Genomic DNA, 25,411 nt, shown 5'->3' with positions numbered 1-25,411 from the left:
AATTTGCCAAGCACCAAAAAAGGATAAATTTAAGCTAGAGGATTAAATTTCTTTTTAAGCGCTTAAGCTAGTTCTAAGCACTTAAAAAGAAATTTTGTGCTTAGAGATTAGTCTTTCGACAACGCGTTTCTTACTAGGCGGCACATGTGGCACATATCTGATTTCATCTTTTATCCTTTCAGCTAAAAATTAATTCGGGCAATTTTAAGGAAAAAAGCTTAAAATCAGATAAAAACAAAGGCCTATTTTTTAGAAATTTTATATAAGTAGTTACCTAAAACTTGGAAAATTTGAACCATAATGATAAGAATAACCACGGTGTAGAGCATGATATCTGGACGAAATCTTTGATATCCGTAATTTATAGCAACAGATCCTAGTCCGCCACCGCCAACCGCACCAGCCATCGCTGAAAAGCCGATATTTACAATAAGCGTTAGCGTAAATGCCGAGATAATGCCAGGAAGTGCTTCTACAAACATGACTCGAAATATAATTTGAAATTTCGAGCTACCAAAGCTCTGAGCAGCTTCGATGATGCCTTTATCAACCTCTTTTAGCGCATTTTCAATAAGCCTTGCCACAAATGGAGCCGCTCCGATAGTTAGCGGAACGATCGCAGCTGTAGTGCCAATACTTGTTCCCACGATCATTTTTGTAACTGGAAAGAGCACAATAATGAGGATAATAAATGGAAAGCTTCTAAGCACGTTTATAACGATATCAAGTACAAAATAAAGCTGCTTATTTGGCTTTAGTCCATCTTTGTCTGAAAGGATGAGCAAAACCGCAGGTATGAGGCCTATGGCAAAGGCGAGCAGGGTAGAGACTATGCTCATATATAGTGTCTCGCCGATAGCTGGCAGCAGTATCCTAGAAAATACATCTGGAAATTTAGAAAAGTCAATATCAAACATCAAGCAACCTCCCATAAAACGCCACTTTGCTTGATGTAGTTAAGCACGTTTTCTTTATCTTTTTCATCTATGTTTATGACAAGCGAGCCAAGAACATTTTCGTTTAGCTTCTCAAGCTTACCCCAGACTATGTTAAAGTCGATGTTTAGACTTCTAGCCATATGCGTGATCACGCTATTTTGAGCCACTTCTTTTGGGAAAAATAGCCTGATATTTGTGCCAGTACTTGGCAGAATTTCCACTTCACCCAAAAATTCTTTCATCTTCTCATCTGGCTTCAAAAATAGCTCTTCAATACTTCCAGAGCCTATGATCTTGCCACCTTCTAGCAAGATCGCACGTTTTGCGATCGATTTTACAACCTCCATCTCGTGCGTGACGATGACGACACTAATGTCTAGCTCTTTATTTATCTTCTCAAGCAGCTCTAAAATTTGATTTGTAGTATTTGGATCAAGAGCTGAAGTCGCCTCGTCGCTTAGTAAAATTTTAGGATTTAAAGCAAGCGCTCTGGCGATCGCCACACGCTGTTTTTGACCGCCACTTAGCTCGCTTGGATAGCTTTTTGCCTTATTTTCAAGACCGACTAAATTTAAAAGCTCTCTCACTCTTTTTTCAGTTTCATCGCTTTTATAGCCCCAAAATTTAAGCGGAGTAGCGACATTTTCAAAGACGTTTTTTCTAGCCATCAGGGCAAAATGCTGAAATATCATCCCAACATCTCGCCTTAAATGTCTCTGCTGCATCTCATCTAAATTTTTTATCTCTTTATCAAAGACTTTTAGGCTGCCACCTTGATAGCTCTCAAGCCCGTTTATGCACCTTAAAAGCGTTGATTTACCAGCGCCACTGTGTCCCACGATAGCAAAAATTTCACCCTTTTTAACCTCCAAATTTATATCAAAAAGGATTTGCGTATCACCATAAAATTTGCTTAATTTCTCTATTTTTATCACTATTTTTCTCCAAGAGCTTCTAATTCTTCACATACTTTTTTAAATTTAGCCTGAGCACTATCTAAAGCCTCTTTGTTCGTCTCTATAACTTCTTTTGGTGCATTTGACACAAAATTTTGATTATTTAACATACCTGAGAGCTTAGCTATCTCTTTTTCAAGCTTTGTCTTTTGAGACTTGAGTCTTGTGATAATACCGCTCATATCAAGTCCTTCAAGTGGGACAAACGCCTCTAAATTTTCACTCACGTCTCTTATTGAATTTTCGATTTTCTCATCTACAAAGCCGATCTCTTCGCATTTTGCAAGCAGCTTGATATACTCTTTGACCTCGTCAAGGTCGATTTTTTCATTAAATTTAACAAAGGCTTTTGCTATCTTTGAGTTGCCAAGATCGATGGTCGCTTTTGCACGGCGAATAGCCACGATCGCTTCGATAACTAGCTCAAATTTCTTCTCAACCTCTAAATTTCGCTCTTTTACCTCTGGGTAGCTTATCACCATTATTGACTTTGCGTTTTCAAGCTGTGTGCCGCTAAGCTCTTGAAATAGATACTCTGAAAGAAATGGCATGAAAGGATTTAGTAGTTTCATCGCCTCTTTAAATATACTTCCAAGCTCTTTTACACTCGCTTTATCAGCCTTACTAAGCTCGATACCCCAGTCACAAAACTCATCCCAAAGGAATTTATAAAGTGTGTTTGCTGCGTCATTAAAGCGGTAGGCGTCGATGTTTTCACGCACCTCTCTCACGCACTCGTTAAAGCGGCTATTCATATAAATTCCAAGCTTTGTTTGAAGCTTGATATCCTCTAAATTTGGAAATTTACTCTCATTTAGTATGAGGTATTTGCTCGCATTATAAAGCTTGTTGGTGAAATTTCTTACCTGCTTCATCTTAGCGTCACTTAGCTTGATATCGCGTCCTTGAACAGCTAAAAGAGTTAGCGTAAAGCGCAATATATCGGCGCTATACTCATTGATGCTATCAAGCGGGTCAATTACGTTGCCAAGGCTTTTACTCATCTTTCTACCAAATTCATCTTTTACGAGTGCGTGCAGATAAATGTCGTCAAATGGCAACTTATCAAGGGCATTTTCACCCTGAAACATCATCCTAGCAACCCAGAAAAATAATATATCAAAGCCAGTGATTAGTAGGTTGTTTGGATAAAATTCAGCCAAATCGCCTTCAAACCATTTTTCATTTTTTAGCTCATTTTCATTACCCCAACCAAGCGTGCTAAATGGCCAAAGACCAGAGCTAAACCACGTATCTAGCACGTCTGGGTCTTGGTGAAAATTTTTACTTTTGCACTTTTTGCACTCGCATGGCTCTCCCTCGTCAGCCCACATATAACCGCAATCATCGCAGTAAAATACTGGAATTTGATGCCCCCACCAAAGTTGGCGTGAGATACACCAGTCTCTTAACTCTCTCATCCACGCGTTAAAGCTGTTTATCCAGTGCGGCGGGTAAAATTTAGCAAGGCCCTCTGAGACCTTTTGTATCGCCTCGTCTGCGATCTCTTTTTTGACAAACCACTGCTTTGAGATATATGGCTCGACGACGTTTTTGCAGCGGTAGCAGTATCCTACTTGGTTTTCATAGTCCTCGATCTTTTCAACATTGCCAAGTTTTTCAAGCTCGGCCACGACGATATCTCTAGCCTCAAGCCTCTCAAGTCCTGCAAATTTATCGCACTTGTCGTTTAAAATACCTTTTTCATCAAATACAGTGATAAACTCAAGGTCGTGCCTTTTGCCAACTTCATAGTCGTTTTGATCATGCGCAGGTGTGACTTTAACAAGACCTGTTCCAAACTCCATATCAACGTGCTCGTCGGCGATGATCTCGATCTCTCTATTTATGATAGGTAGCACCACTTTTTTGCCGATTAAATTTTTATAGCGCTCGTCGTTTGGATTTACCATTACGGCGGTGTCGCCAAAGTAGGTCTCCGGGCGAGTTGTTGCAACAACAACAAATTCGCTTGGCTTATCTGTAAAATAGTACCTCAAATGATAAAGCTTGCCTTTGTTCTCCTTATGTTCGACCTCGATGTCAGAAAGCGCGCCGTCGTGTGTACACCAGTTTATCATGTAGTTTTTCTGAACGATCAGTCCTTTGTCGTATAAATTTACAAAGGCTTTTTTTACAGCTTTTCTTAAGCCCTCATCCATAGTAAATCTCTGGCGTGACCAAGCCGGAGTGATGCCAAGCTTTCGCATCTGATGTACGATCATGCCACCGCTTTTTTCTTTCCACTCCCACACTTTTTCTACAAATTTCTCGCGTCCAAGCTCTTCTTTTTTGATGCCTTGAGCTAAAAGCTGCTTTTCAACGACATTTTGAGTGGCGATGCCAGCGTGGTCAAGTCCTGGCTGCCAAAGTGTCTTATAGCCGTCCATTCTCTTGTAACGAGTCATGATATCTTGGAGTGTGAAGGTTAGGGCGTGTCCGATGTGAAGCGAGCCAGTCACGTTTGGAGGTGGCATCATAATGCAAAATTTACGTCCATCTTTTTGGATATCTTTGTTTGCGTCTATCTCGAAGTATCCGCGTTCTTCCCAAATTTTATAAAATTTATCTTCTGTCTCTTTTGCATTGTAAAATTCTGCCACTTTTGTTTCCTCTTTCGTTTAAAAAATGCTTAATGTTATCTAAAATTTGTTTAAAAAAATCTTTGCAAAAGTGGGGAAATATGGGCTTGGGGCGGTTAAACGCCCCGAAATTTATATGGCTTATTTGACAGTAAAGCTTCGCTGAGCTAGGTCGTAGTCGTTTTGTCTTTCGTTATACATATTTTCAGTAGTGACTGCGCCAAGTGAGCATTTACCACCAAGTCTTACACGATAAGGCGTATAAAGCACAGCCTCTCTCTTATCACTATCTAATGCATAAAAACTTAAAACGCGATCATCTTTTATACTTTGATATTCAAGCTCAATGCTATCTTTAAGGCTCTTATTAAAACCACTTAAATTTTCATTTATCGGCTCAAAGCAGCTACTTACTATCTCGTTTATTACGCCATTTTTAACCATAGCTTTAGAATTTATCACTATTTTTGAATAGACAACATCATTTACTCTTAGGCTGTCAAGACCTAGCTCTTTGCCTTTTTCATCGACAAACGTTCTATAAATATCAAGCTCTTTTGGCTCTATTTTGTGCTTGATCTCAAGTGGCACATAAGCGTAGCTTAAGATAGTGGCATATAGCTTGTTTTCACCAAGTGGAGTGATGGTAAAATTTCCATCTTTTGCTGTAAATGATACACTTAAAAGGCCGTCAAATTCTTTGCTTTCGCCATTGTAGCTAAGCTTAAATTTATTATTTTTCTCGCCAACATCTTTGCCAAAGTAGGCATTTAGCGCTCTAAGTGTAAAAGCGCGCTCCTGCGTTGAGCTAAGCTCATTTAAATTTGTGATCAAGAAATTTGCAAGATCATCTGAGTAGTCGTTTTTCTCAAAATATTTTGCGTGCAGATACAAGATAAATGCATTGTCTCTCATCTTTGAGCCAAAGCTAGAATAATCCCTGCTATAATCAGCCGCCTGAGCTTTTTTGATATCTTTTAGCGCCACCTTTGCTTCGTCATTTAAGCCGTTTAGCTTTAGAGCCGCTGCCATTAGATATTTATTAAGTGCGGTAGTATTGTAAGCTTTGTGGTCATAAATTTTATTTAGCACCGATTTATCAGCAACATTTGCGCGGGAGCTTACATAAATAGCATATAGAGCTTCAATATCTGTGTTTGTATATTTTAAGAGCGAATTTAATGCTCTTTGCTTTACATTTTTATTTAGCTCATATCCAGCCTCTTCAAGATCAAGCAGCACATCAGTTGCATAGATCGAAGCAAATGCATTAGTACTACTTAGATCGCTCCAGTAGCCAAAGCTACCATCTGGTTTTTGCATCTTAATTAGCTCACTCATACCGCTTGCAATAAATCTCTTTTGATCATTTTTTTCAAGCTCATCTTTTGGCTTTAAATTTAAAAGTGCAAGCAGTCTTGAGCTCCTTTGCTCCGCACATCCATAAGGGTACTCAACTAAATTTTTAGAAGCTGCTAATAGCACGCTTGAGACCGAGCTTGACGCATCTATACTAACATTGTGAAAGCCTTTTGGAAGCGAGATCATACTCTCTTTGTCAAAGACGCTACTTTTTGCATAGGTGCTTATCGTATAAGGATTAACTACATCAAGTAAATTTTGAGCTGTTTTTGAGCTGTTTTTGTCGCTTATTGTTATATTGTATTCGCCAGCTCCAGCTTCAAGAGCTGAAATTTTAAATGTAAAGGCTTTATTTTCAAGCGGCTTTAAATTCGCATTTTCTTTTGTTTTAATGCTTAAATTTTTACTGCTAGCCACTTTTATGGTTAAATTTTTATCCTCATTTGTTGTGTTTATAAGCCTTAAGTTTGCATTTAGCTCATCGCCTTTTAGCAGATAAACTAACGCGCTTGGCTTAATAATCACATCATCTTTTACTAAAATTTCTTTATTTACCGCATTCATGCTATTTTCATTATTTGCCACGACATCTACTCTAATGGCAGAGTTAAAGCCATTTGGCGTTTTAAACTCGTATGAAATTTCACCATTATCGTCAGCTTGAAGACTTACTAAATTTGCATATGTTTTTATCTTTTTGCTATCGACTGGGCTAGCATGTTTTGCCATCTTTGCCTCCATGGCAAGTGCTGCCATATCACCACCAAAGCTTAAAGTTTTGCCCTCAACCTTATAGTTTGTGAGCATATTATAAATGTCATAGTCAAAGACACCATCTGGTAAAATTTTGTCAAAAAATTTAAGTGGATCAGCTGGCTTTTGTGACGTTATATCAAGCACGCCAACATCTGTGATAAATAAATTCACATAAGCTTTTGGCTTTGTTTTTAGAGAAATTTTTATATTTTCATCACTTTTTGCTGTATTTGGTGCATCAATGCTTAGATCAAGTATCCTTGATGACTTATCAGCTTTAGCATAAACCTTACCGTAAGTCCTAAACGGAGTTAATCCACTATCTGTCATGCGGTAGATATTTGCACTCACGTAAAGTCCACTAAAATCAAAATCAAGTTTAAATTTCACATTTGCTGAGTTGTTTTTTATCTTAACGACCTTGTAGGCTTTCACGCCACCATCTTCAAGTGTAACAAGGGCGATTCCTTCTTTTATAGCTGAGCTTATATCAGCACTTAGTTCATCGCCTTTTTTGTAGATATTTTTATTTAGTTTGATTTGAGATTTGCTAAGCTCTTTTGTAGGCGCTAGAGTCGAGTAATTGTAGCCACTTACGTCCATATCAAGGCTTGTGCTTGCTCCACTTACTAGATTTGTAGCGATGATCACATATGAGCCACTTTGTGTAAATTTATAGCTAAACTCGCCATTATCTTTATAAAAATTATCCACATCTTCTAGTGTTTGAAACCACTTTATATAGCCATTTGCATCTCTTTGGTATTGCCAAGTGACACGTTTTATATCAAATTTTAAATTTGATTTTACGGCCTTTTGACTTGACATATCTACTACAACCGTTCTTATTTTTACATCTTCGTTTGGCTCAGCAAATGTCGTGCTTGCTGCGATACCAACCATATCCTTGTAAGGATAGAGTGTAAAGCTTTTTGTATCGCTTACGTTTTTGCCATCATCATTTACATTAAAATTTATCACGCCTGTTATGATAGAAGAGGCATTTTTAGTGCTAAAGCTGAGATCTATCATTTGGCTTGATTTGCCATCTTTTGAAAGAGTGAGATCATTTTCAAAAGATGGATAAGCACTTGGTTTTAGCGTATTATTTTTAAATTTATACTCTTTAAACTCGCTATTTTTATATTCATCATCAAAAAAGCTCACCTGCATGCTGCCATCAAGCTCGCTAGCAGCGCCACCAAAGAGATAGTTACTAGCTAGATTGGCTCTAACAAGCTCATTTGCGAAAAATTTATCTCTCTCAAGTGTTATCTCATTTTTTATCCTATTTGGCATAAAACTCTCAACAAAAAATGGCACATTTGAGATCACTTTGTTTGCGTAAATTACTTGCATATTAAATCTACCGCTAAGATCACTTAGTATCTCTTTTTCAAAATTTACCATGCCAACGTCATTTGTATTTTTTGAAATTTCAGCACTACTTTTGCCTTGTGGATCGAAAAATTTTATCTTTATAGGCATATTTTTTAAAGGATTAAAATCTCTATCCCTTAGGTAGATTGCACCCTTTAAACTCTCATTTGGTCTTATGATATTTGAAGCAAAATGAACGTATGCATCGATGCTCTCACTGGCATTTTGGCTCATAAATTTCGCTTCATTTACAGCTTCGTCTTCTTTTAAAATAAGAAAATTTTGCTCTTTTCCAAGAGAGACAACCACTGAGGAGATATCTTTGTAAATATCTTTTTTGTTAAATTTAAAAACGCCTATATCATTTGTCGCACCAACTACAATTTCTTCGTTCTTTTTGCCATAAATTTTCACATTTGCGTTTGGAAGCATTGTATTTTCGCCAAGACGATTTGCAAATACGAAAATTTCATCCTTACCAAGCTTTGCATTTACGGCGATATCACTTAGATATACTACTTTTGAAACGCTCTTATCTTTGCCGTAGTTTAAATTTATCTTATAAACGCCGTCTCCAGCCCCAGCAAAGTCAAGTTTGATTTTATTTAGAGAAATTTCATTTAATGCACCATCAAGCTTATAGCTTTTGCTTGCCACTTTTGCGCTGAAGTTGCTTAACTCTTCGTTATTGTCATTAAAATTTAAAAAATATCTAAAATTTTGATCGCTTAGCTTTTCAATGCTTACATTTAGCTCAGGCAAATTTGCACTTCTAATACCGATCTCACCGACACTTGAGATATATGGTTCATTATTTATAAAATTTGCAAACGGAGTAAAATTGCCAGCTACTACTTCATAGCTATTTTCTTCTCTTACTACATTTCTATCATCGCCAAAGCCTGGTTTAATGGTGATTTCATAACTATTTTGTGGCTTAAAATCGTCACTTGTGATATCAATGTAGTAATAATATTCGCTAAGTTCTGAGTTTTCTTCATAGTTGTCACTATATTTAACGTCACTGATGCTAAAGTTTTTTACACCTTTAATGTTTATAAATTTTTTTAAGTTAATATCGTCATCAAGCCAATTTTTTAGATAAATTCTAAAGCCCAAGATGCCATTATCAAGGCTTACTGGATAAATTTCTGGTATCTCAAGACTCTTTGAATTATCATTTATATTTGCGCTTTCTTCACTTATTTCATCGGCAAAATTTACTATCGTTTCACCTGAAAGCGTTGCGCCAAATTTGCTCTCAAATTTTTCACCAAAATCAAAAACTGGATTGCTTAAATTTTTATCAAGATTAAGCTCAAAACTATTGTTAGAAAGCTCAATTGCTTTAAATTTCGCATCTTTTACGGCAATATTTTTGATAGCTTCAATATTTACTTCATCATTAAATTTAACTATATATTTGCTATCGCTTATTTTTTCTATCTTTGTTAGCTCAAATTCTTTCGTGGCAAAACTAGCAGTGCTTCCGTTTTCAAGCTTGCAGCTATAATCCAAACCAGCGTGCATATCTTTTGTAAAAAATAGCAAGCTTTGACTATTAAATCTAACCGTACCATTTAATGCTGGTTGGCACAAAAGTAGCTTTTTATCGCTTAGCATACCAACAAAATTTTTATCTACTTCATCTTCTAGTCCAAACTCTACGCTTAGGGGCGATTTTATCTGCGCAGTGCCATTTAGGCTCAAAGCATATAAATTTGTCATTCCCAAAAGTGCTAGAAGTGCTACTTTTTGCCACATTTTATCTCCTTATTTTTATTGTTATTTCACTTTGATTTGAGTTTTGATCAAGGCATTTTATGCTGTGCTCGCCAAGAGTTAGATCAAACTTTTTTTCGCTTGCATTTTCTATCTTAGAAAAGTTCAAATCATCTATTTTTAGGTAAATTTCATCGCCTAAAAACGCGTAGCATTTTACCATAACTTGTGTAATATTTTCATCTGTCACTATCTCTTCATTGTCATACGGATAGGCAAAAACTGGCTTTTTATCTTTAAAAATTTCAGCGCAAGGACTTTTTTGTATCTCATCTTTGTCCAAAAGCTCATTTTTAACCAAAAAATCAAGCTCTTCGCCTCTTAAACTTTCGCATTTATCTTTTAAATCTACACCCTTTATCCTATCATCAAGCGCCATTTTTTTACACTTTTCATAGTTAAAGGCATCAAGACAGGTTGGCAGCTTTTCTATGCCATCTGGCTCACTTATAAATCTTAACTTCTCTTTTTGAGCGATTATCTTAAACATATCAAAAAGACTCTTTGATACGTCATTTAGTCCTGTTAATTTATCAGTTTTACTGGCATTAAAATTTCCAATCCAAATAGCAATTGTATAATTTTCATCAACGCCTATGGCGTAAAGATCACGTGAGTTTGCGCTTGTGCCAGTTTTAAAGGCGATCTTTGGCGTATTTTGGGCGTACTGCCAAGCATTTTTTAGATATGATCTTGAGGCTTCACTTAGCATTTTAGCAGTTAAATAGGCACTTTGAGGCGAGATTAGAGTTACATTTTTCTCTTCATTTTTGTAGTTTTTTCCTGCAAACTCAAGTGGTCTATAAATGCCGTCATTTGCATAAATAGTATAAAGATGAGCAAGATCAAGCAGGCTCATTTCAGCACTTCCAAGCGTTATAGAAGCTCCATAATACTCTTTATCTTCATCTACTAAATTTACCTTTTCAAGTAGTTCGTAAAGCGAATTGTCTTTTAGTTTTAAGTTTAAATTTATAACCGGGATATTTAGGCTGAAATTTAGAGCATCTTTTGCGCTTACGATACCTAAAAAATCATTACTAAAATTCTTTGGAGCATACTCTTTTATATAAATTTGCGTGTCTATTAACTGCGAATTTGGCGTTATAAGCCCGCTATCAAGCGCAAGTGAGTAGATAAAAGGCTTTAGCGTGCTACCGGTGTTTCGCTTCATATTTAGAGCTGAGTTTTTGCCATCCCGTGCGTGCTCATCGTGCGAGCCGATGAAGGCAACAACGCTCATTTTTTTATTATCTATTACCACAGCTGCAGCGTTGTTTGCATTTTTAGCCTTTAGTGAAAACATTGTATCTTTTAAAATTTTAAGCATATCTTTTTGTAAATTTAGATCCAAACTCGCCTTTGAAATTTGGTTTTTAAAAGCGACATTTGCATAATCTTCCGCTGTTACGATAGCTTTTGCTCTTACATTTTTAAATGGCTCAGCCTGCGCTCTTTTAAAGGCGCTAAGATCGATTAAATTTGCCTTGTAAAGCATCTTTATGACCCTGTTTTTTAGGGCATTTATGTTTGAAACGCGGTCTAGCCTATTTCTATTTGGATTTTTAGGGATCGTGCTTAAAAGTGCCGCCTGAGCGTAGCTAAGCTCGTTTAGCTCTTTGCCAAAGTAAAAAAAGCTAGCCGCCTTTGCACCTTCGATGTTGCCGCCGTATGGGGCTAAATTTAGGTATAAATTTAAAATTTCATCCTTGCTAAAATGAAGCTCAAGCTGAAAAGCTCTAAAAATTTCTCTTATCTTGTTTTTATAGCTCCTCTCATTTGGTTCAAGCATCCTGGCCACTTGCATCGTGATGGTGCTAGCCCCTATGCGGTTGTCACTTCTTAGGTTGTGAAAAAATGCTCTAAAAATGGAGGCAAAATTTACGCCAACATGGTAGTAAAAGTATCTATCTTCAAAGAGCACGACGCATTGTTTTAGCGAGTTTGGGAAGCTTTGCTCGTGAAATCTCCAAATTCCGTCGCTGCTAAGCTTCATATTTATAATGTTGCCATTTCTATCAAGTAAAATTTTGGCTTCGTCTTTTTTGATTGCATCTAAATTTAGTGGATAAATTTGATCAAGTATCAAAAAGATAGCGATCATTAAAGCCAAAAATAGGGCAAGTAATTTTAGAAATTTAAACTTTTTCATCCGCGTGATTATAGCTGTTAAAGTTTAAGTAGCTATAATTAGCCCTTTTTAAAAAGAGGAAACAATGCCCTTATCTAGGTTAAACAAAGAACAATACACCGCCGCAACTGCGCCATTTGGACACAATCTCATCATCGCTTCAGCTGGCACTGGCAAGACTAGCACCATAGTCGCGCGCATCGCTCATCTACTAAATTTAGGCATTGTGCCAGAGAAAATTTTGCTTCTAACATTCACTAACAAAGCAGCCAGCGAGATGATAGAGCGTTTAAATAGATATTTTGATAAACAAATCACCTCCAAAATCACCGCAGGCACCTTTCACTCGGTCTCGTTTTCGCTTTTAAAAAGCCTTGATAAAGGCGTCACGCTAAAGCAGCCAAGCGAGCTAAAGACGCTTTTAAAAAGTCTTGTTGAGAGACGAAAATTTTACCATTTAAGCGACGTCAAACCTTATGGCGGAGCCTATCTATACGATCTTTACTCGCTCTTTCAAAACAGCGAACAAGGCACAACATTTGGCAAATGGATAAGTGAGAAGAGCGAAGAGCAGGGCGTTTATGCTGAAATTTATGAAGATGTTTTAGAGGAGTTTGAGGCTGAAAAGGCTAAATTTGCCTACGCTGACTTTAACGACCTTCTCATAAAAATGCGCGACGAGCTAAAAAAAGGGGCAAATTTAGCTTATGATGAAATTTTGATCGACGAGTATCAAGATACAAACACGCTTCAAGGCAGCCTAATAGACGCATTTAAGACAAAGAGTCTATTTTGCGTGGGCGATTTTGACCAGAGCATTTACGCATTTAATGGCGCGAATATCGAGATCATTGGCTCATTTAAAGATCGCTTTCCAAACGCAAATATCTACGCTTTAAATGTAAACTACCGCTCAAGCTCAAGCATACTTGCCCTTGCAAATAAGGTCATAAATAACAATCCAAGACTTTATGAAAAACACCTAACCGTGAGCCGTGAGGGAAATTTCAAGCCTCCAAGGCTGCTTGTCTATAACGAGCTTTTTGATCAGTATCAAAACATCGCTGATATCATCTCGCTCTCGCCATTTAATAGAGAAAATATCGCCATAATTTTTAGAAATAACTCATCAGCTGATGGTATCGAGGTCGCGCTAAAAGAGCGAGGTATTGGCTCGAAGCGAAAGGGTGGGGTGAGCTTCTTTGAGAGCCGTGAGATCAAGGCGCTCATCGACATCATGGGAATTTATGTCAATCCAAAAGATATAATGGCATTTATCCACATCTGCGAATACGCAAAGGGCGTTGGTAGCGCAGTTAGCAAAGAGATTTTTGACGCACTGCTTAAACTTGGGCATGGAAATTTGATAAAAGGGATAGTTGAGCCAGACGAGAGTGTAAATATCTCATCAAACAAAAGGCGAAACTACCAGCTTGGTCTTTTTGACGATCTTGATGAATTTGCCGAAGTTTCAAGGTTTTCTAAACTTGGCTTTAGTGATAAATTTCTAGGTCATCCTGTGCTAAAACTACAAAAGCTAAGCGAGAGTGGGGCGCAGTTTTTATATGAAATTTACAACTTTTTACGAGGCATGAGAAATATCTCAAAGCCAGCCACGATGATAAATGAGATAAAAACTAGTAAAATTTACTCTCTCATCGTTGAAAATCTCAGCACAAAAAGGGCAACTCTAAAAAACGGCAATGTTGATCTTGCGCTCAAAGAAGAGGTCAAAGAGCGCATAATGGCAAAGAGCGTGGTGCTAAGCGAGCTAGCTAAAAAATATCAAGATATCAGTAAATTTTACAACTTCTTAGCCCTTGGAAGCAACGAGATGAGTGAAGGGCAGGGCGTTAGTTTGCTTAGCGTGCATGCGAGCAAGGGGCTTGAGTTTGACCAAGTTTTTATCGTCGATCTCGCACAAAACCGCTTTCCAAATTTAAAGCTAATGAGTATGGGCGGCAGCCTAGAAGAAGAGAGGCGGCTCTTTTACGTGGCAGTGACCAGAGCAAAAGACGAGCTATATCTTAGCTATGCAAAATACGACAAGATAAAGAAGGTGAATTATCAGCCAAGTAGGTTTTTGATAGAGGCTGGCATGGCAAAAGAGGAAGTTTAAAGAGAATTTTAATCTTATTAAGTAAAATTGACTAATTTTTTACAAAGAGAAGCAATGAAAAAATCTAAAATTTTAATAATCCTGCTTATTTTAGGCGTCGGTGGATATTTTATCTATGATAATTTTTTTAAGATAAAAGATGAAAAGGTGGAATTTATCACCAAAAAGGCAAAGAAAGGTTCATTTAGCAAAAAGGTCGATGCGACTGGAGAAATTTTCGCTACCGAGCTAGTTGATGTGGGTGCGCAGGTAAGTGGCCAGATAAAAAAACTCTACGTTAAGCTTGGAGATCAGGTCAAAAAAGGCGATATGATCGCAAGTATCGATAGCTCGACCCAGCAAAATAGCATAGACAATAAAGAAGCTCAACTTGCCATCTACAAAGCTCAGCTTGAAAGCGCAAAAGTGGCTCTAAATATCTCTAAAACGCAGTTTGATAGAGAAAATGCACTTTTTGCCAAAAACGCCACTTCAAAACAAGAATTTGAAAGCGCAAAAAATACTTATAGCGCAAATAGTGCCAAGATAAAGGAGCTCGAGGCTCAGATCAAGCAGACAAATATCGAGCTAAGTACTGCTAAGATAAATTTAGGCTACACAAAGATCACCGCCCCAAGAGATGGCATAATAGTAAGCGTACAGGTCGAAGAGGGACAGACTGTAAATGCCAACCAAACTACACCAACTATCGTAAAGATCGCAGATCTTAGCTATGTCAAGATGAAGATGCAAATAGCCGAGGGCGACATCACAAAGATAAAAGTTGGTACGCCAGTTGAATACTCGATCCTCTCTGAGCCAACGAAAAAATTTCAAACGACGGTTAGCTCAATCGACCCTGGCTTAACGACATTAAGCGATGGTAGCTACGGCTCTAGCAGTAGTAGCAAATCCACAAGCTCAAGCACTTCAAGCAACTCAGCTGTTTATTATTATGCTCAAAGCATAGTTGAAAATAAAGATAAAATTTTAAGAATAGGCATGACCACGCAAAATGAGCTTTTAATAGCAAACGTAAAGGATGCTATCATCGTGCCAAGCATCGGCATCAAAAGAGATGAAAACGGCACTTTTGTCTATGTTCTAAAAGATGGCAAAGCGGTAAAAACAGCGGTCAAAACCGGCATAAAAGATAACCTCGATACGCAGATCATTAGCGGTGTGAACGAGAATGATGAGATCATCACATCACAAGGCTCAGCAAGCGAAATAGCCAAGATGATCGAAAAAGAAAATAAGAAGTTTTAAGTGATAAGTCTAAAAAATATCACAAAAAGCTTTAAGCTTGGCGATAATGAGATAGAGATCTTGCATGGTATAAATTTAGAGATAAAAAAGGGCGAATTTATAGCCATTATCGGTCAGTCTGGCTCTGGCAAATCAACACTTATGAACATCCTTGGTTGCCTTGATAGCCCAAGTGGCGGGCAGTACCTGCTAGATGGCAAAGATATATCAAAATTTGATAGCGACGCACTTGCTAAGCTTAGACGAGATAAATTTGGCTTTATATTTCAAAGATATAACCTTCTTAGCACGATGAACGCCCTTGAAAACGTTGCACTTCCTAGCATTTATGCAGGGGCAAATAAGAGCGACCGAGAAAAAAGAGGAATGGAGATTTTAGACTCTCTTGGCCTTAGCGAAAAGGCTAAAAATTTACCAAATAAACTCTCAGGCGGACAACAGCAAAGGGTCTCCATAGCAAGGGCACTGATGAATGGTGGCGAGATCATCTTGGCTGATGAGCCAACAGGCGCGCTTGATAGCAAAAGTGGTCTAAGAGTGATGGAAATTTTAGTGGATCTTTACAAAAAAGGTCACACCATCATCATCGTCACGCACGACCCAAAGATCGCCGAGTACGCGAGTAGAGTGATTGAGATAAAAGATGGCAACATCGTAAGCGATAATGTAAAAAATAGTGAAATTTTTGAGGCCAAAAAGCAAAGCCAACCAGAAAAGAGCAAATTTACTTATTATAAAGATCAGCTAATAGAGAGCTTTAAAATGTCGGTAAATGCAATGCTAGCTCATAAATTAAGATCGCTTTTAACGATGCTTGGTATTATCATTGGCATCACTGCAGTCATTAGCGTCGTAGCTCTTGGCAAAGGCTCACAGGAGCAAATTTTAGCTGGTATCAGAAAGATCGGCACAAATACGATCGATATCATGCCAGGAAAAGGCTTTGGCGATATGCTCTCAGGTAGGGTAAAAACGCTCTCTATAAGTGACGCAAATATGCTCTCAAAACAGTCATTTCTGGACTCAGTCACTCCAAACACAAGTACTTCAGGCGTACTAACATATGAAAATATCTCCTTAACAGCGACACTAAAGGGCGGTGGAGTAGGGAGCTTTGACGTAAATGGACTAAAACTAGAAAAGGGAAGAATTTACGATGACGACGAGGTTTTAAACTCAGATTCTGTCACACTAATAGACCAAAACACCAAAAATAGTATATTTAAAAACGAAGATCCTATCGGCAAGATCATACTTTTTAATAAAAAGCCACTTCGCATTATAGGCGTTTTGCAAAAAGATGAGTTTAAAGTCGGCGATGCTAGCTCACTTAAAATTTATGCTCCATATACGACTGTGATAAACAAGATAACGGGCGATAAATTTATTAGCTCAATAACCGTAAAAGTAAATGAAAGCGTAAATGCTCAAATCGCAGAAAAGAGCCTGACTGATCTTTTAACGATAAAACACGGCAAAAAAGACTTCTTTACAAGGAATTCTGATAGCATCAAGCAAACTATCGAAGAGACGATCTCAACCATGCGCCTTCTAATATCAAGTATCGCCGTAGTTTCACTAGTAGTTGGTGGTATAGGCGTGATGAATATCATGCTAGTTTCAGTTACGGAGCGTACCAAAGAGATAGGCATCAAAATGGCGATCGGAGCCAGACAGAGCAACATCTTGCAGCAGTTTTTGATAGAGGCGGTGCTACTTTGCTTAATTGGCGGAGCTATCGGCATAGCCTTTTCTTACGCGATCGGCTACATATTTAATAACTTTTTAGATGGCTTTAGCATGATCTTTTCAAACGGCTCGATCGTGCTTGCACTTGTTACGTCGATGGCTATTGGTATAATCTTTGGCTACATGCCTGCCAAAAATGCCTCAAAACTAAATCCAATAGATGCGCTTTCAAGGGAGTAATATGAAATTTCTAAGCCTAGCTTTAGTACTTGTTTTAAGCGGCTGCGCTGTTAAAAATATAGATGAAAATTACAAGCAAATTTTACTTGAAGATAACGCCAGTAAAGAGCTTGGTGTGGATACTTCTTGGTGGAAAGAGTATCATCAAAGCTACCTTGATGAGCTTGTAGAGCTTGCGCTTAAAAACAATACTGACCTTACAAAAGCAGCAATAAATGTAAATAAAGCACTCGCTCAAGCTGGAATTTTGGAGGCAAATCTCATCCCCAGCTTTAACGCTGGTTTTGAGGCTGGAAGTAGCAAAAACATAAAAGAGGGCGGCGCTTCTAGTAGAAGTTTTGGCTCAAGCATAGGGCTTAGCTACGAGCTTGACCTTTGGCAAAAGCTAGCAAATAGCAAAGATGCAGCGATGTTTGAGGCAGATGCTACTAAATTTGACCTAGAAGCTAGCAAACTAAGCGTCATAAACTCCGTGGCAGACGCTTATTTCCAAATTTTATATCTAAACGAGAGCATAAAAACTTATGAGCAAATTTTAGAAATTTATAACAAGCTAAATAAGATAGTTAGGTTCAAATTTGAGCTTGGCAAAGAGGAGGCGCTAAGCTTAAAACAGATAAACTCACAGCTTTTAAGCGCTCAAAACAAGATAGAAAGTGCCAAAAAAGAGCTTGTGACCGCCCAAAAAACGCTTAGAATTTTGCTAAATGAGAGGCCAGAATTTGAGCTTAGATTTGAAGGCCTCACGCTAAGTCCCGTTAAAAGAGCGGGCGTTGATCTAAATGTTCCAACAAGCGCCATAGCAAACCGACCTGATCTAAGAGCGGCCATTTACCGCATAGAAGAGGGCATCTTAAACTACAAAGCGAGCCAAAAAGAGTTTTATCCAAGCATCACGCTAGGAGCTAGCCTCAAAAGCAGTACCGACAAAAAAGACGAAGCGTTTAATCTTAAATTTCTAAATGGCAATATCGCTTTAAATTTACCATTTTTAAACTACTCTAAGCTAAAGTCAAATTTAAAAGTAAGTGAGGCAAATTTCGAGCTTGCAAAACTAAACTACATAAGCACTCTAAATAGCGCATTAAACGAGATAGACGCATTTTACAAAGGCTACCTAAATAACGAAGCACTGCTTGCTAACTACCAAGAGCAGATAAAAAACTATGAGGAAATTTCAAAAATTTACGAGCTAAAATACTCCTACGGCAAGGTTGAGCTAAAAGAGTTTTTAGAGGCTAAAAACAGCGAGCTAGAGGCTAAAATAGGGCTACTAAAGGCAAAATATACTCTCCTACAAGACGAGCTAAATATCTACAAAGCCATGGCTGGTAAATTTAATAGGTAAATTTATGAGCTCAGCTTGGGACTACGAGGCAAATTCGTGTAGCAGCGATGGCAAATTTAGCGCCAAATTTGAAGGCTGTGAGGTTGCTATGGGCGTTCCAACCCTTGGCGAGCTACGGCTTTTTATAAATAGCGAGCACTGTCTAAAATTAAAAATGAGCCTTCAAACCACGAAAAAAAACTATCAAATTTTGAGGATAAAATTTAACTCACGCACTTTAGCTTGAAAAATAGTTTTCAGGCGTGTTTTCATAGTAAATTTAACTACTAGCTCTTAAATTTATCACTCAAGATCGCTCAACTTTAAAATTTAACGCAAATTTTGGTTTTATAGTTGCACTGATATCAAATTTGACTCTTTGCTTCAAAATTTAACGCACAAGATCACTATTTGGCACACAAAAACAGATATCACGCATTTATTCTATTCTATGCTACTCTTAAATTTAACACACAAGATCGCCTTATTAGCTTTTTATAAAAAAATTGCTTTGGATTAAATTTATATCCAAAAACGCCAGCTTGAGCGAGCGCTTTATGTACATTTATCGCAGTTTTTGCAAGGTTAGTGCTCTGCGCTTAAAAGCAAGAACCACAAACTCCAAAGATAGCTCTTGCTCACTTTTTCAAAATAGGGTAGATCAAATTTTAAGTTATATATAAGATAAATACAAATTTCACATTTTTTGAAAAGTGTAAAATTTAACTAATTTTCTTACAAATATTTTTATGTCAAATTTAATGGATAAATTAAAATCATACAAAAGATAAAATCCAAAATAAGCCTATAAATCAATATTTAAATTCATATAAAAGAAAAAATAAGAAAATTAAAATAACAATTTGAAAATTATAGTTTTCAATACAAATATATAAAAAAGCTTGTATTTTACCTTTTAACATATTCATATAAGTATTATGCTTTTATATATCTTTTTAAAATGAAAGTCGTATTTGATTTTTTGAAAACTTACACACATTTAGAAGTAAGTTTCCAAAAATTAGAAGTTTTATAAAATTGTGGATTTTAATCCAAAAGCTCTTTTGCGATCATACTTATGCGTTTTGCTTCAGCACTTGCTCCGATCTCATCTTTTGCTATTTTCATTACAGCGCCTAAATTTTTACCAACTCTTTCAATAATCTTTTTTATTTTCTCTTTAAGCTCTTCATCGCTTAGTTGTACTGGCAAATATGCTTTAATGAGTTCAATCTCGCCCTGCTCTTTTTTAGCCAAATCCTCCCTAGTGCCTTTTATATAAAGCTCAACCGAGTCAGCCCTCTTTTTGATCTCCTTTTGAAGTAGCGGAAGTACCACTTCATCAGTCATTTCGATCCTTTGATCTACTTCAACTTGCTTAAGTGCTGCATTTAGCGTTCTTAAAGTATCTCTTTTAAACTCATCTTTTGCCTTCATAGCCTCTTTTATATCAGCTAAAATTTGCTCTCTTATGCTCATTTTCTCTCCTTTAAATTTTTGAAATATTAACTAAAAATTTGTGATAATTTCTTGAAATTTTCCTTGCAGATAGGCCACACCAACACCCTCTCTAAGCCCATCGTCAATAACTAAAAATTTTGCTTCTTGTCCACTTAAAAGCTCCTCTAAAAGCAAGGTTCCGGCGATGAGTGGATACTTTCTGTTTCTTCCAACCGCCACATCAGCGCTCTTATCGTCCATCTTTAAAAGCTCATTTACAAACCAGGCAAGATCGTCATTTTTAAGCTTAAATCCGTTTACTTTTTTTGGATCATAGTTCTCGTAGCTAAGTCCTAGTCGTAGCGCTGCGATAGTAGTTGGTACGCCAGAAGTCAGCACGATAAATCTATTTCTTAAGCTATTTAAAAATTCTCTTGCATCTTTTGTGTAAATTTTTGCATTTTCTTGCATTAAATCAAGCGTTTTAAATTTCTCAAAAAATGTAATAATGCCAAATTTAAAACTCATAAAATTTCCATCTTCGCCGATCTCTGAGCTTGCTCCACCGATGTCAATGATACTAAAATTTTCACTGATTCCAAGCTTTTTAAAAGCATTTTGAACACCCAAAAGTGTAAGCTTTGCTTCTGCTTTGCCACTTATTAGATGAAAATTTATACCAAATTTCTCTCGTATCTCGCTAAAAATTTCCTCGCTATTTGATGCTACCCTAAAAGCCTCAGTTGCGACTGCTACGCATTTAAATTTATCAAAGTTAAATTTATTTTTAGCCTCCGCTATCGCTTCAAAGAGCCTATTTTTAGACTCATCTGCTATCTTGCCACTTTCATTTAGCCCTCTAGCAGCTCCTACTATCTTTTCATAAATTTGCTCATTACTAAAGCCATTTTGCTCTTTTTTGACAAGTGCTACGCGAAATGTGTTTGAGCCAAGATCGATCGCTATAACCAAAATTTATCCTTAAAATTTTTTGTAGATTCTAACATATGATAATTTAGTATCATTTAAAGTTGAAAAATTCTAAAAACTTTAATATTTTTCAAGATATAATCCCTATCAAAAACCTTATAAGGGGGCTTGATTGCTTCGAGATAACTTATTGGCATTTGTTATTTTTGCAATTTGTAGCGTTGGATTTTTCGTTTGGGGCTATCAGTACATCCCGACAAATAACTACTTTTTATTCTTGATCGCTGGCATGTTTGGTCTTTTTATGGCCTTTAATATCGGTGGAAATGACGTTGCAAACAGCTTTGGCACAAGTGTTGGCGCTAAGACTCTTACGCTTAAGCAAGCTCTCATCATCGCAGCCATTTTTGAGCTTAGTGGTGCGATATTTGCAGGATCTGAGGTTACAAATACGATTAGAAATGAGATCGTGAAATTTCCAAGCGATCTAAACCCGATGAAATTTGTCATTATCATGATCTCAGCCCTTCTTAGCTCAGGTCTTTGGCTATTTTACGCATCCAAAAAAGGTCTACCAGTCTCAACCACCCACTCGATCGTTGGCGGTATCGTTGGCGCAGGACTTGCTATGGGTTTTATGATAAAAGATCCAGAACCATTTAGCATGGTCTCATGGAGTGAGATCGGCAGGATCGCCGTTAGCTGGGTTATCTCACCACTGCTTGGCGGCGTGATGTCTTACATTATATTTGGCTATGTAAAAAGTAAGATTATTGAGCCAACACATGAACTTAAAATGAATCTAAAAGCACTAAAGGCTGAGAGAAAAGCATATAAAGAAAGCTTTGTAAAAGCACTAAAAACAAAGCCGGCTGAGGAGCAGATAGCTACTCTTTCAAAGATCGCAGTTATCGATGAGGACGAGATCGAAACCACTGAATACAGCGAGTATCGCTCAAAAATCCGCATTATGAAAGATAGTGAAAAAGAGATAGATACCTTTAAAGCGATGAAAAAGCACATCCCGATCATCGCTGGATTTGCAGCAATGGTCATCTCATCGATGATGCTTTTTAAAGGGCTTGAGCATATAAATTTAGCCTTTAGTATCATCCAAACCGTCTGGATCATCTTTGTGATTGGGGCTCTAGCGTATCTTGCAAGCCTTGCTATCATAAACGTCATGAGCAAAAACGATAGCGAAAAGAGCATCAATAGAATTTTTTCATGGTTTCAAATTTTTACCGCTTCATCTTTTGCATTTTCACATGGTGCAAACGACATCGCAAATGCGGTTGGACCATTTGCAGCCGTACTCGACGTGCTAAAAACTGGCTCTATAAACGAAAGCTCACCGATACCTAGCATCGCGATGGTAACCTTTGGCATCTCGCTTGTCGTTGGACTTTGGTTTTTAGGCAAAGAGGTGATCACCACCATCGGCTCAAAACTAGCTGAAATTTTACCGACAACTGGCTTTAGCGCCGAGCTTGCCTCAAGTATCGTCATACTTCTAGCCACAAAGCTTGGCATACCAGTTAGCTCGACGCATATCCTAATAGGCGCAGTTTTAGGTATCGGTATCGTAAATAAAAATGCAAACTGGAAAATGGTAAAACCAATCATCCTTGCTTGGCTCATCACACTTCCTGCAGCTGCTATCTCATCGGCTATATTTTACTTTGCTCTTGCTAAATTACTAGGCGTTTAGTTATATTTTTAAATAGCAAAATCGCCCTATTCTTTTGATGTTTTTTGTATAAATTTTATATGAAAGCTTGGCAAGTCGATCCAACCTGCCAAGTAAATTTGAAGTTATTTTTTCTTAATGATAATCTTCTCGCCATCGCTATCAATGGTGATCTCATCGCCACTTTCAAGCTCATCTTTTAAGATCATATCAGCGATCTTATCTTCAACTAGCTCATAAAGCGCTCTTCTAAGAGGTCTTGCGCCATAAACTATGTCAAAGCCAGCTTTTGCGATAAATTTCTTAGCTTCTTCGCTTAAAACTGCCTTGATACCGCGGTTGTGAAGAGTCTTTTCAAGCTCTTTAAACATGATCTCAACGATAGAGATTAGGCCTTGTTCATTTAGAGGATTAAATATGATAGTATCATCAAGCCTATTTAAAAATTCTGGTTTAAAGTAGTTTTTAAGCTCGTTTTTAACAGCCACATCACGATCCTCGCCCTTTAACTCCATTATGAAATTTGAAGCAATGTTTGAAGTTAAAATGATGATCGTATTTTTAAAATCAACCGTTACACCTTTGTTGTCAGTCGCACGTCCATCATCAAGTATGCCAAGAAGTATGTTAAATACATCTTTGTGAGCCTTTTCAACCTCGTCAAAAAGTATTACTGAGTATGGCCTTCTGCGAACTGCCTCTGTTAGCTGACCGCCTTCATCGTAGCCTACATATCCTGGAGGCGCGCCAAGAAGCCTGCTCACGCTATGTTTTTCCATATATTCGCTCATATCAAAGCGGATAAGCGCCTTCTCATCGTCAAATAAAAATTTAGCCAAAGCCTTAGCAGACTGGGTTTTACCAACGCCTGTTGGTCCAAGAAATAAAAACGAACCAATCGGCCTTTGACCTTCATTTAGCCCTGCCTTATTTCTTTTTACAGCACGTGCAAGTGCGTGTAGTGCGTCATCTTGACCGACAACGCTCTCTCTTAGATGCTCTTCAATGCGCAGATACTTCTCTTTTTCGCTTGTTAGCATCTTCTTAACTGAAATTCCAGTCCATTTGCTCAAAATTTCAGCTACAAGCTCTTCATCGACTTGATTTTTAAGAAGCACGCCCTCTTTTTTCATGCTCTCCCATTTTTCTTCAAGCTCGTGTTTGTGCTTTTTAGCATCTGCTATCTTGCCATATTCTATCTCGGCAGCTTTTTGAAGATCACCATTTCTTTTTGCTATCTCAGCTTGTGATTTTAAGCTATCTATCTCTTTTGTAGCTTTTGAAATTCCGCCGAAAACTGCCTTTTCATTTTCAAATTTAGTATCAAGTGCTAGCTTTTCCTCATTTAGGTCAGCTATCTCTTTTGCGATCTCGCCAAGTCTTTCTTTGTTTTTATCAGCATCCTCCATCTTTAGAGCTTCTTTTTCTACTTGAAGCGTTACGATCTCGCGTTTTATCTTTGAAAGCTCGTATGGTTCGCTCTCTATTTGCATCTTAAGCTCAGCTGCTGCCTCATCTATAAGGTCTATTGCCTTATCTGGTAAAAAGCGGTTTGCGATATATCGGTCACTTAGCCTTGCAGCGGCGACTAGCGCACTATCCGTTATCGTGATACCGTGATGAACTTCAAGACGCTCTTTTATACCACGTAAAATTTGAAGTGCCTCATTTACGCTTGGCTCTTTAACGTCTATTGGTTGAAAACGTCTTTGAAGCGCTGCATCTTTTTCAAAGTATTTTCTATACTCTTTTAATGTCGTAGCACCAACAGCGTGAAGCTCACCACGTGCAAGAGCTGGTTTTAGGATATTTGCAGCGTCCATTCCGCCCTCGCTCGCACCAGCTCCAACTATGGTGTGAATTTCATCTATAAAAAGTATGATGTTGCCAGCTTTTTTGACCTCGTCGATGACGGCTTTTAGCCTATCTTCAAACTCGCCTCTATACTTTGCACCAGCTACGACTGCACTCATGTCAAGTGCGATGACACGCTTGTTTGCAAGGCTTGTTGGCACATCACGAGCGACTATCTTTTGAACCAAGCCCTCAACGATGGCTGTTTTACCAACGCCTGGCTCACCTAATAATATAGGGTTGTTTTTGCTCTTTCTTATTAAAATTTGCATCATCCTAGTGATCTCTTCATCGCGGCCGATGACTGGATCAAGCTCTTTATTAAGCGCTTTTTGCGTGAGGTCAATACCAAATTTCTCCAAGCTATCAAGCGTATCATCGCCAGTTTGGCTATCTATCTTTTTGCCGCCCCTTATGCTCTCAAGGTTCTTTTTGATCTCTAAGATGTCGCAAAATTTGCTTAAAATTTGTTTGATCTCACTAAGCTCAAGAGTAGAGATGATCCATGTATCAACAGCTATGTAGCTATCGCCCATGCTTACCATCAAAGCTTTTGCATTTTCAAGAGAGTTTATAAGCTCTCTTGAAACCGAAACGTTATCTTTTGTGACATTTGAGCTGCTTGGAAGTGAAGAAATTTTACTTTTTACTTCAAGCTCGACGGCGTCTTTGCTTACATTCATTTTATTAAACACTTGGTTTAAAATGGAATTACTATCTGCAAGTAAAGCCCAAAAAATATGAAGCGGAACAACTTGCGGATTTTTAGAAAATATCGCTAAACTAATACCTTTTTCAAGAGTTTCTTGCATCTGAGCTGTTAAATTTTCTGTTATATCAGCCATTAAATCTCCTTGGGTTATTTTATATGGTTGCCATTATATAACTTTAGTCTTATATTGTCAAGTATTTTTATAATGCTTGTCACTCTTTTTATTTAATTGCTAAAATTTGCTGTTATAAATTTGTATCAAAAGCTATCCAAAA

Annotated in this window: 14 protein-coding genes; 6 read left to right on the top strand and 8 right to left on the bottom strand. The window is 37.6% G+C overall.

Annotation, left to right across the window (positions count from 1 at the left end; genetic code table 11):
* Positions 1 to 242 precede the first annotated feature (242 nt).
* From CVT05_RS02445 to pbpC, 5 genes are all read right to left on the bottom strand, one after another.
* Positions 243 to 917 carry a methionine ABC transporter permease gene (locus CVT05_RS02445; protein ID WP_009293812.1) on the bottom strand — a complete coding sequence of 225 codons (675 nt, stop codon included), beginning with the start codon at positions 915 to 917 and terminating at the stop codon, positions 243 to 245.
* Complete coding sequence (locus CVT05_RS02440; protein WP_107697717.1) at positions 917 to 1,873, bottom strand: methionine ABC transporter ATP-binding protein; 957 nt, start codon at positions 1,871 to 1,873, stop codon at positions 917 to 919. Before CVT05_RS02440 ends, CVT05_RS02445 begins: the two co-directional genes overlap by 1 nt.
* Positions 1,873 to 4,497: a valine--tRNA ligase gene (locus CVT05_RS02435; protein ID WP_107697716.1), complete on the bottom strand. Its 2,625-nt coding sequence runs from the start codon at positions 4,495 to 4,497 to the stop codon at positions 1,873 to 1,875. Before CVT05_RS02435 ends, CVT05_RS02440 begins: the two co-directional genes overlap by 1 nt.
* A gap of 120 nt (positions 4,498 to 4,617) precedes the next feature.
* On the bottom strand, positions 4,618 to 9,738 hold the full coding sequence (locus CVT05_RS02430; RefSeq protein WP_107697715.1) for an alpha-2-macroglobulin family protein: 5,121 nt from the start codon (positions 9,736 to 9,738) through the stop codon (positions 4,618 to 4,620).
* Between the two features lies 1 nt (position 9,739).
* A complete protein-coding gene (gene pbpC, locus CVT05_RS02425; RefSeq protein WP_107697714.1) occupies positions 9,740 to 11,908 on the bottom strand; it encodes a penicillin-binding protein 1C in 2,169 nt (722 codons plus the stop codon).
* A 64-nt stretch (positions 11,909 to 11,972) separates the two neighbouring features.
* Here pbpC and CVT05_RS02420 point away from each other — a divergent pair, with 64 nt between their 5' ends.
* Genes CVT05_RS02420 through CVT05_RS02400 form a run of 5 tightly spaced genes read left to right on the top strand, consistent with a single transcriptional unit; the run spans position 11,973 to position 18,757 of the window.
* A complete protein-coding gene (locus CVT05_RS02420) occupies positions 11,973 to 14,006 on the top strand; it encodes an ATP-dependent helicase (protein ID WP_107697713.1) in 2,034 nt (677 codons plus the stop codon).
* A 54-nt stretch (positions 14,007 to 14,060) separates the two neighbouring features.
* Positions 14,061 to 15,254, top strand: a complete 1,194-nt coding sequence (locus tag CVT05_RS02415; protein WP_103619250.1) for an efflux RND transporter periplasmic adaptor subunit — start codon at positions 14,061 to 14,063, stop codon at positions 15,252 to 15,254.
* Positions 15,255 to 17,183, top strand: coding sequence for a MacB family efflux pump subunit (locus CVT05_RS02410; RefSeq protein ID WP_107697712.1), 1,929 nt, complete (start codon positions 15,255 to 15,257; stop codon positions 17,181 to 17,183).
* 1 nt (position 17,184) lies between these two features.
* Positions 17,185 to 18,531 carry a TolC family protein gene (locus CVT05_RS02405; RefSeq protein ID WP_107697711.1) on the top strand — a complete coding sequence of 449 codons (1,347 nt, stop codon included), beginning with the start codon at positions 17,185 to 17,187 and terminating at the stop codon, positions 18,529 to 18,531.
* 4 nt (positions 18,532 to 18,535) lie between these two features.
* A complete protein-coding gene (locus tag CVT05_RS02400; protein WP_234400531.1) occupies positions 18,536 to 18,757 on the top strand; it encodes a hypothetical protein in 222 nt (73 codons plus the stop codon).
* Between the two features lie 800 nt (positions 18,758 to 19,557).
* Here the strand turns inward: CVT05_RS02400 and CVT05_RS02395 are convergent.
* Together CVT05_RS02395 and CVT05_RS02390 are read right to left on the bottom strand one after the other, a co-directional pair.
* On the bottom strand, positions 19,558 to 19,989 hold the full coding sequence (locus CVT05_RS02395) for a GatB/YqeY domain-containing protein (RefSeq protein WP_107697710.1): 432 nt from the start codon (positions 19,987 to 19,989) through the stop codon (positions 19,558 to 19,560).
* A gap of 30 nt (positions 19,990 to 20,019) precedes the next feature.
* Complete coding sequence (locus CVT05_RS02390; RefSeq protein WP_107697709.1) at positions 20,020 to 20,922, bottom strand: disulfide bond formation protein DsbA; 903 nt, start codon at positions 20,920 to 20,922, stop codon at positions 20,020 to 20,022.
* Positions 20,923 to 21,052: 130 nt separating this feature from the next.
* On the opposite strand from CVT05_RS02390, the gene CVT05_RS02385 reads away from it, so the two are divergent.
* A complete protein-coding gene (locus CVT05_RS02385) occupies positions 21,053 to 22,591 on the top strand; it encodes an inorganic phosphate transporter (protein ID WP_107697708.1) in 1,539 nt (512 codons plus the stop codon).
* 104 nt (positions 22,592 to 22,695) lie between these two features.
* Here the strand turns inward: CVT05_RS02385 and CVT05_RS02380 are convergent, their stop codons facing one another.
* Positions 22,696 to 25,269, bottom strand: a complete 2,574-nt coding sequence (locus CVT05_RS02380) for an ATP-dependent Clp protease ATP-binding subunit (RefSeq protein WP_107697707.1) — start codon at positions 25,267 to 25,269, stop codon at positions 22,696 to 22,698.
* Between the last annotated feature and the right edge of the window lie 142 nt (positions 25,270 to 25,411).

This window comes from Campylobacter concisus, from assembly GCF_003049705.1.
In the GTDB taxonomy this organism is placed as follows: Bacteria; Campylobacterota; Campylobacteria; order Campylobacterales; family Campylobacteraceae; genus Campylobacter_A; species Campylobacter_A concisus_AR.
This window is presented reverse-complemented; position numbering and strand designations above follow the sequence as displayed.

What these genes read in the sequence shown, in the direction of transcription:
- CVT05_RS02430 (WP_107697715.1), bottom strand. Translation starts at nt 9,738, where the DNA reads ATGTGGCAAAAAGTAGCACTTCTAGCACTTTTGGGAATGACAAATTTA.
- CVT05_RS02380 (WP_107697707.1), bottom strand. Translation starts at nt 25,269, where the DNA reads ATGGCTGATATAACAGAAAATTTAACAGCTCAGATGCAAGAAACTCTT.
- CVT05_RS02420 (WP_107697713.1), top strand. Translation starts at nt 11,973, where the DNA reads ATGCCCTTATCTAGGTTAAACAAAGAACAATACACCGCCGCAACTGCG.
- CVT05_RS02415 (WP_103619250.1), top strand. Translation starts at nt 14,061, where the DNA reads ATGAAAAAATCTAAAATTTTAATAATCCTGCTTATTTTAGGCGTCGGT.
- CVT05_RS02445 (WP_009293812.1), bottom strand. Translation starts at nt 917, where the DNA reads ATGTTTGATATTGACTTTTCTAAATTTCCAGATGTATTTTCTAGGATA.
- CVT05_RS02400 (WP_234400531.1), top strand. Translation starts at nt 18,536, where the DNA reads ATGAGCTCAGCTTGGGACTACGAGGCAAATTCGTGTAGCAGCGATGGC.
- CVT05_RS02395 (WP_107697710.1), bottom strand. Translation starts at nt 19,989, where the DNA reads ATGAGCATAAGAGAGCAAATTTTAGCTGATATAAAAGAGGCTATGAAG.
- pbpC (WP_107697714.1), bottom strand. Translation starts at nt 11,908, where the DNA reads ATGAAAAAGTTTAAATTTCTAAAATTACTTGCCCTATTTTTGGCTTTA.
- CVT05_RS02405 (WP_107697711.1), top strand. Translation starts at nt 17,185, where the DNA reads ATGAAATTTCTAAGCCTAGCTTTAGTACTTGTTTTAAGCGGCTGCGCT.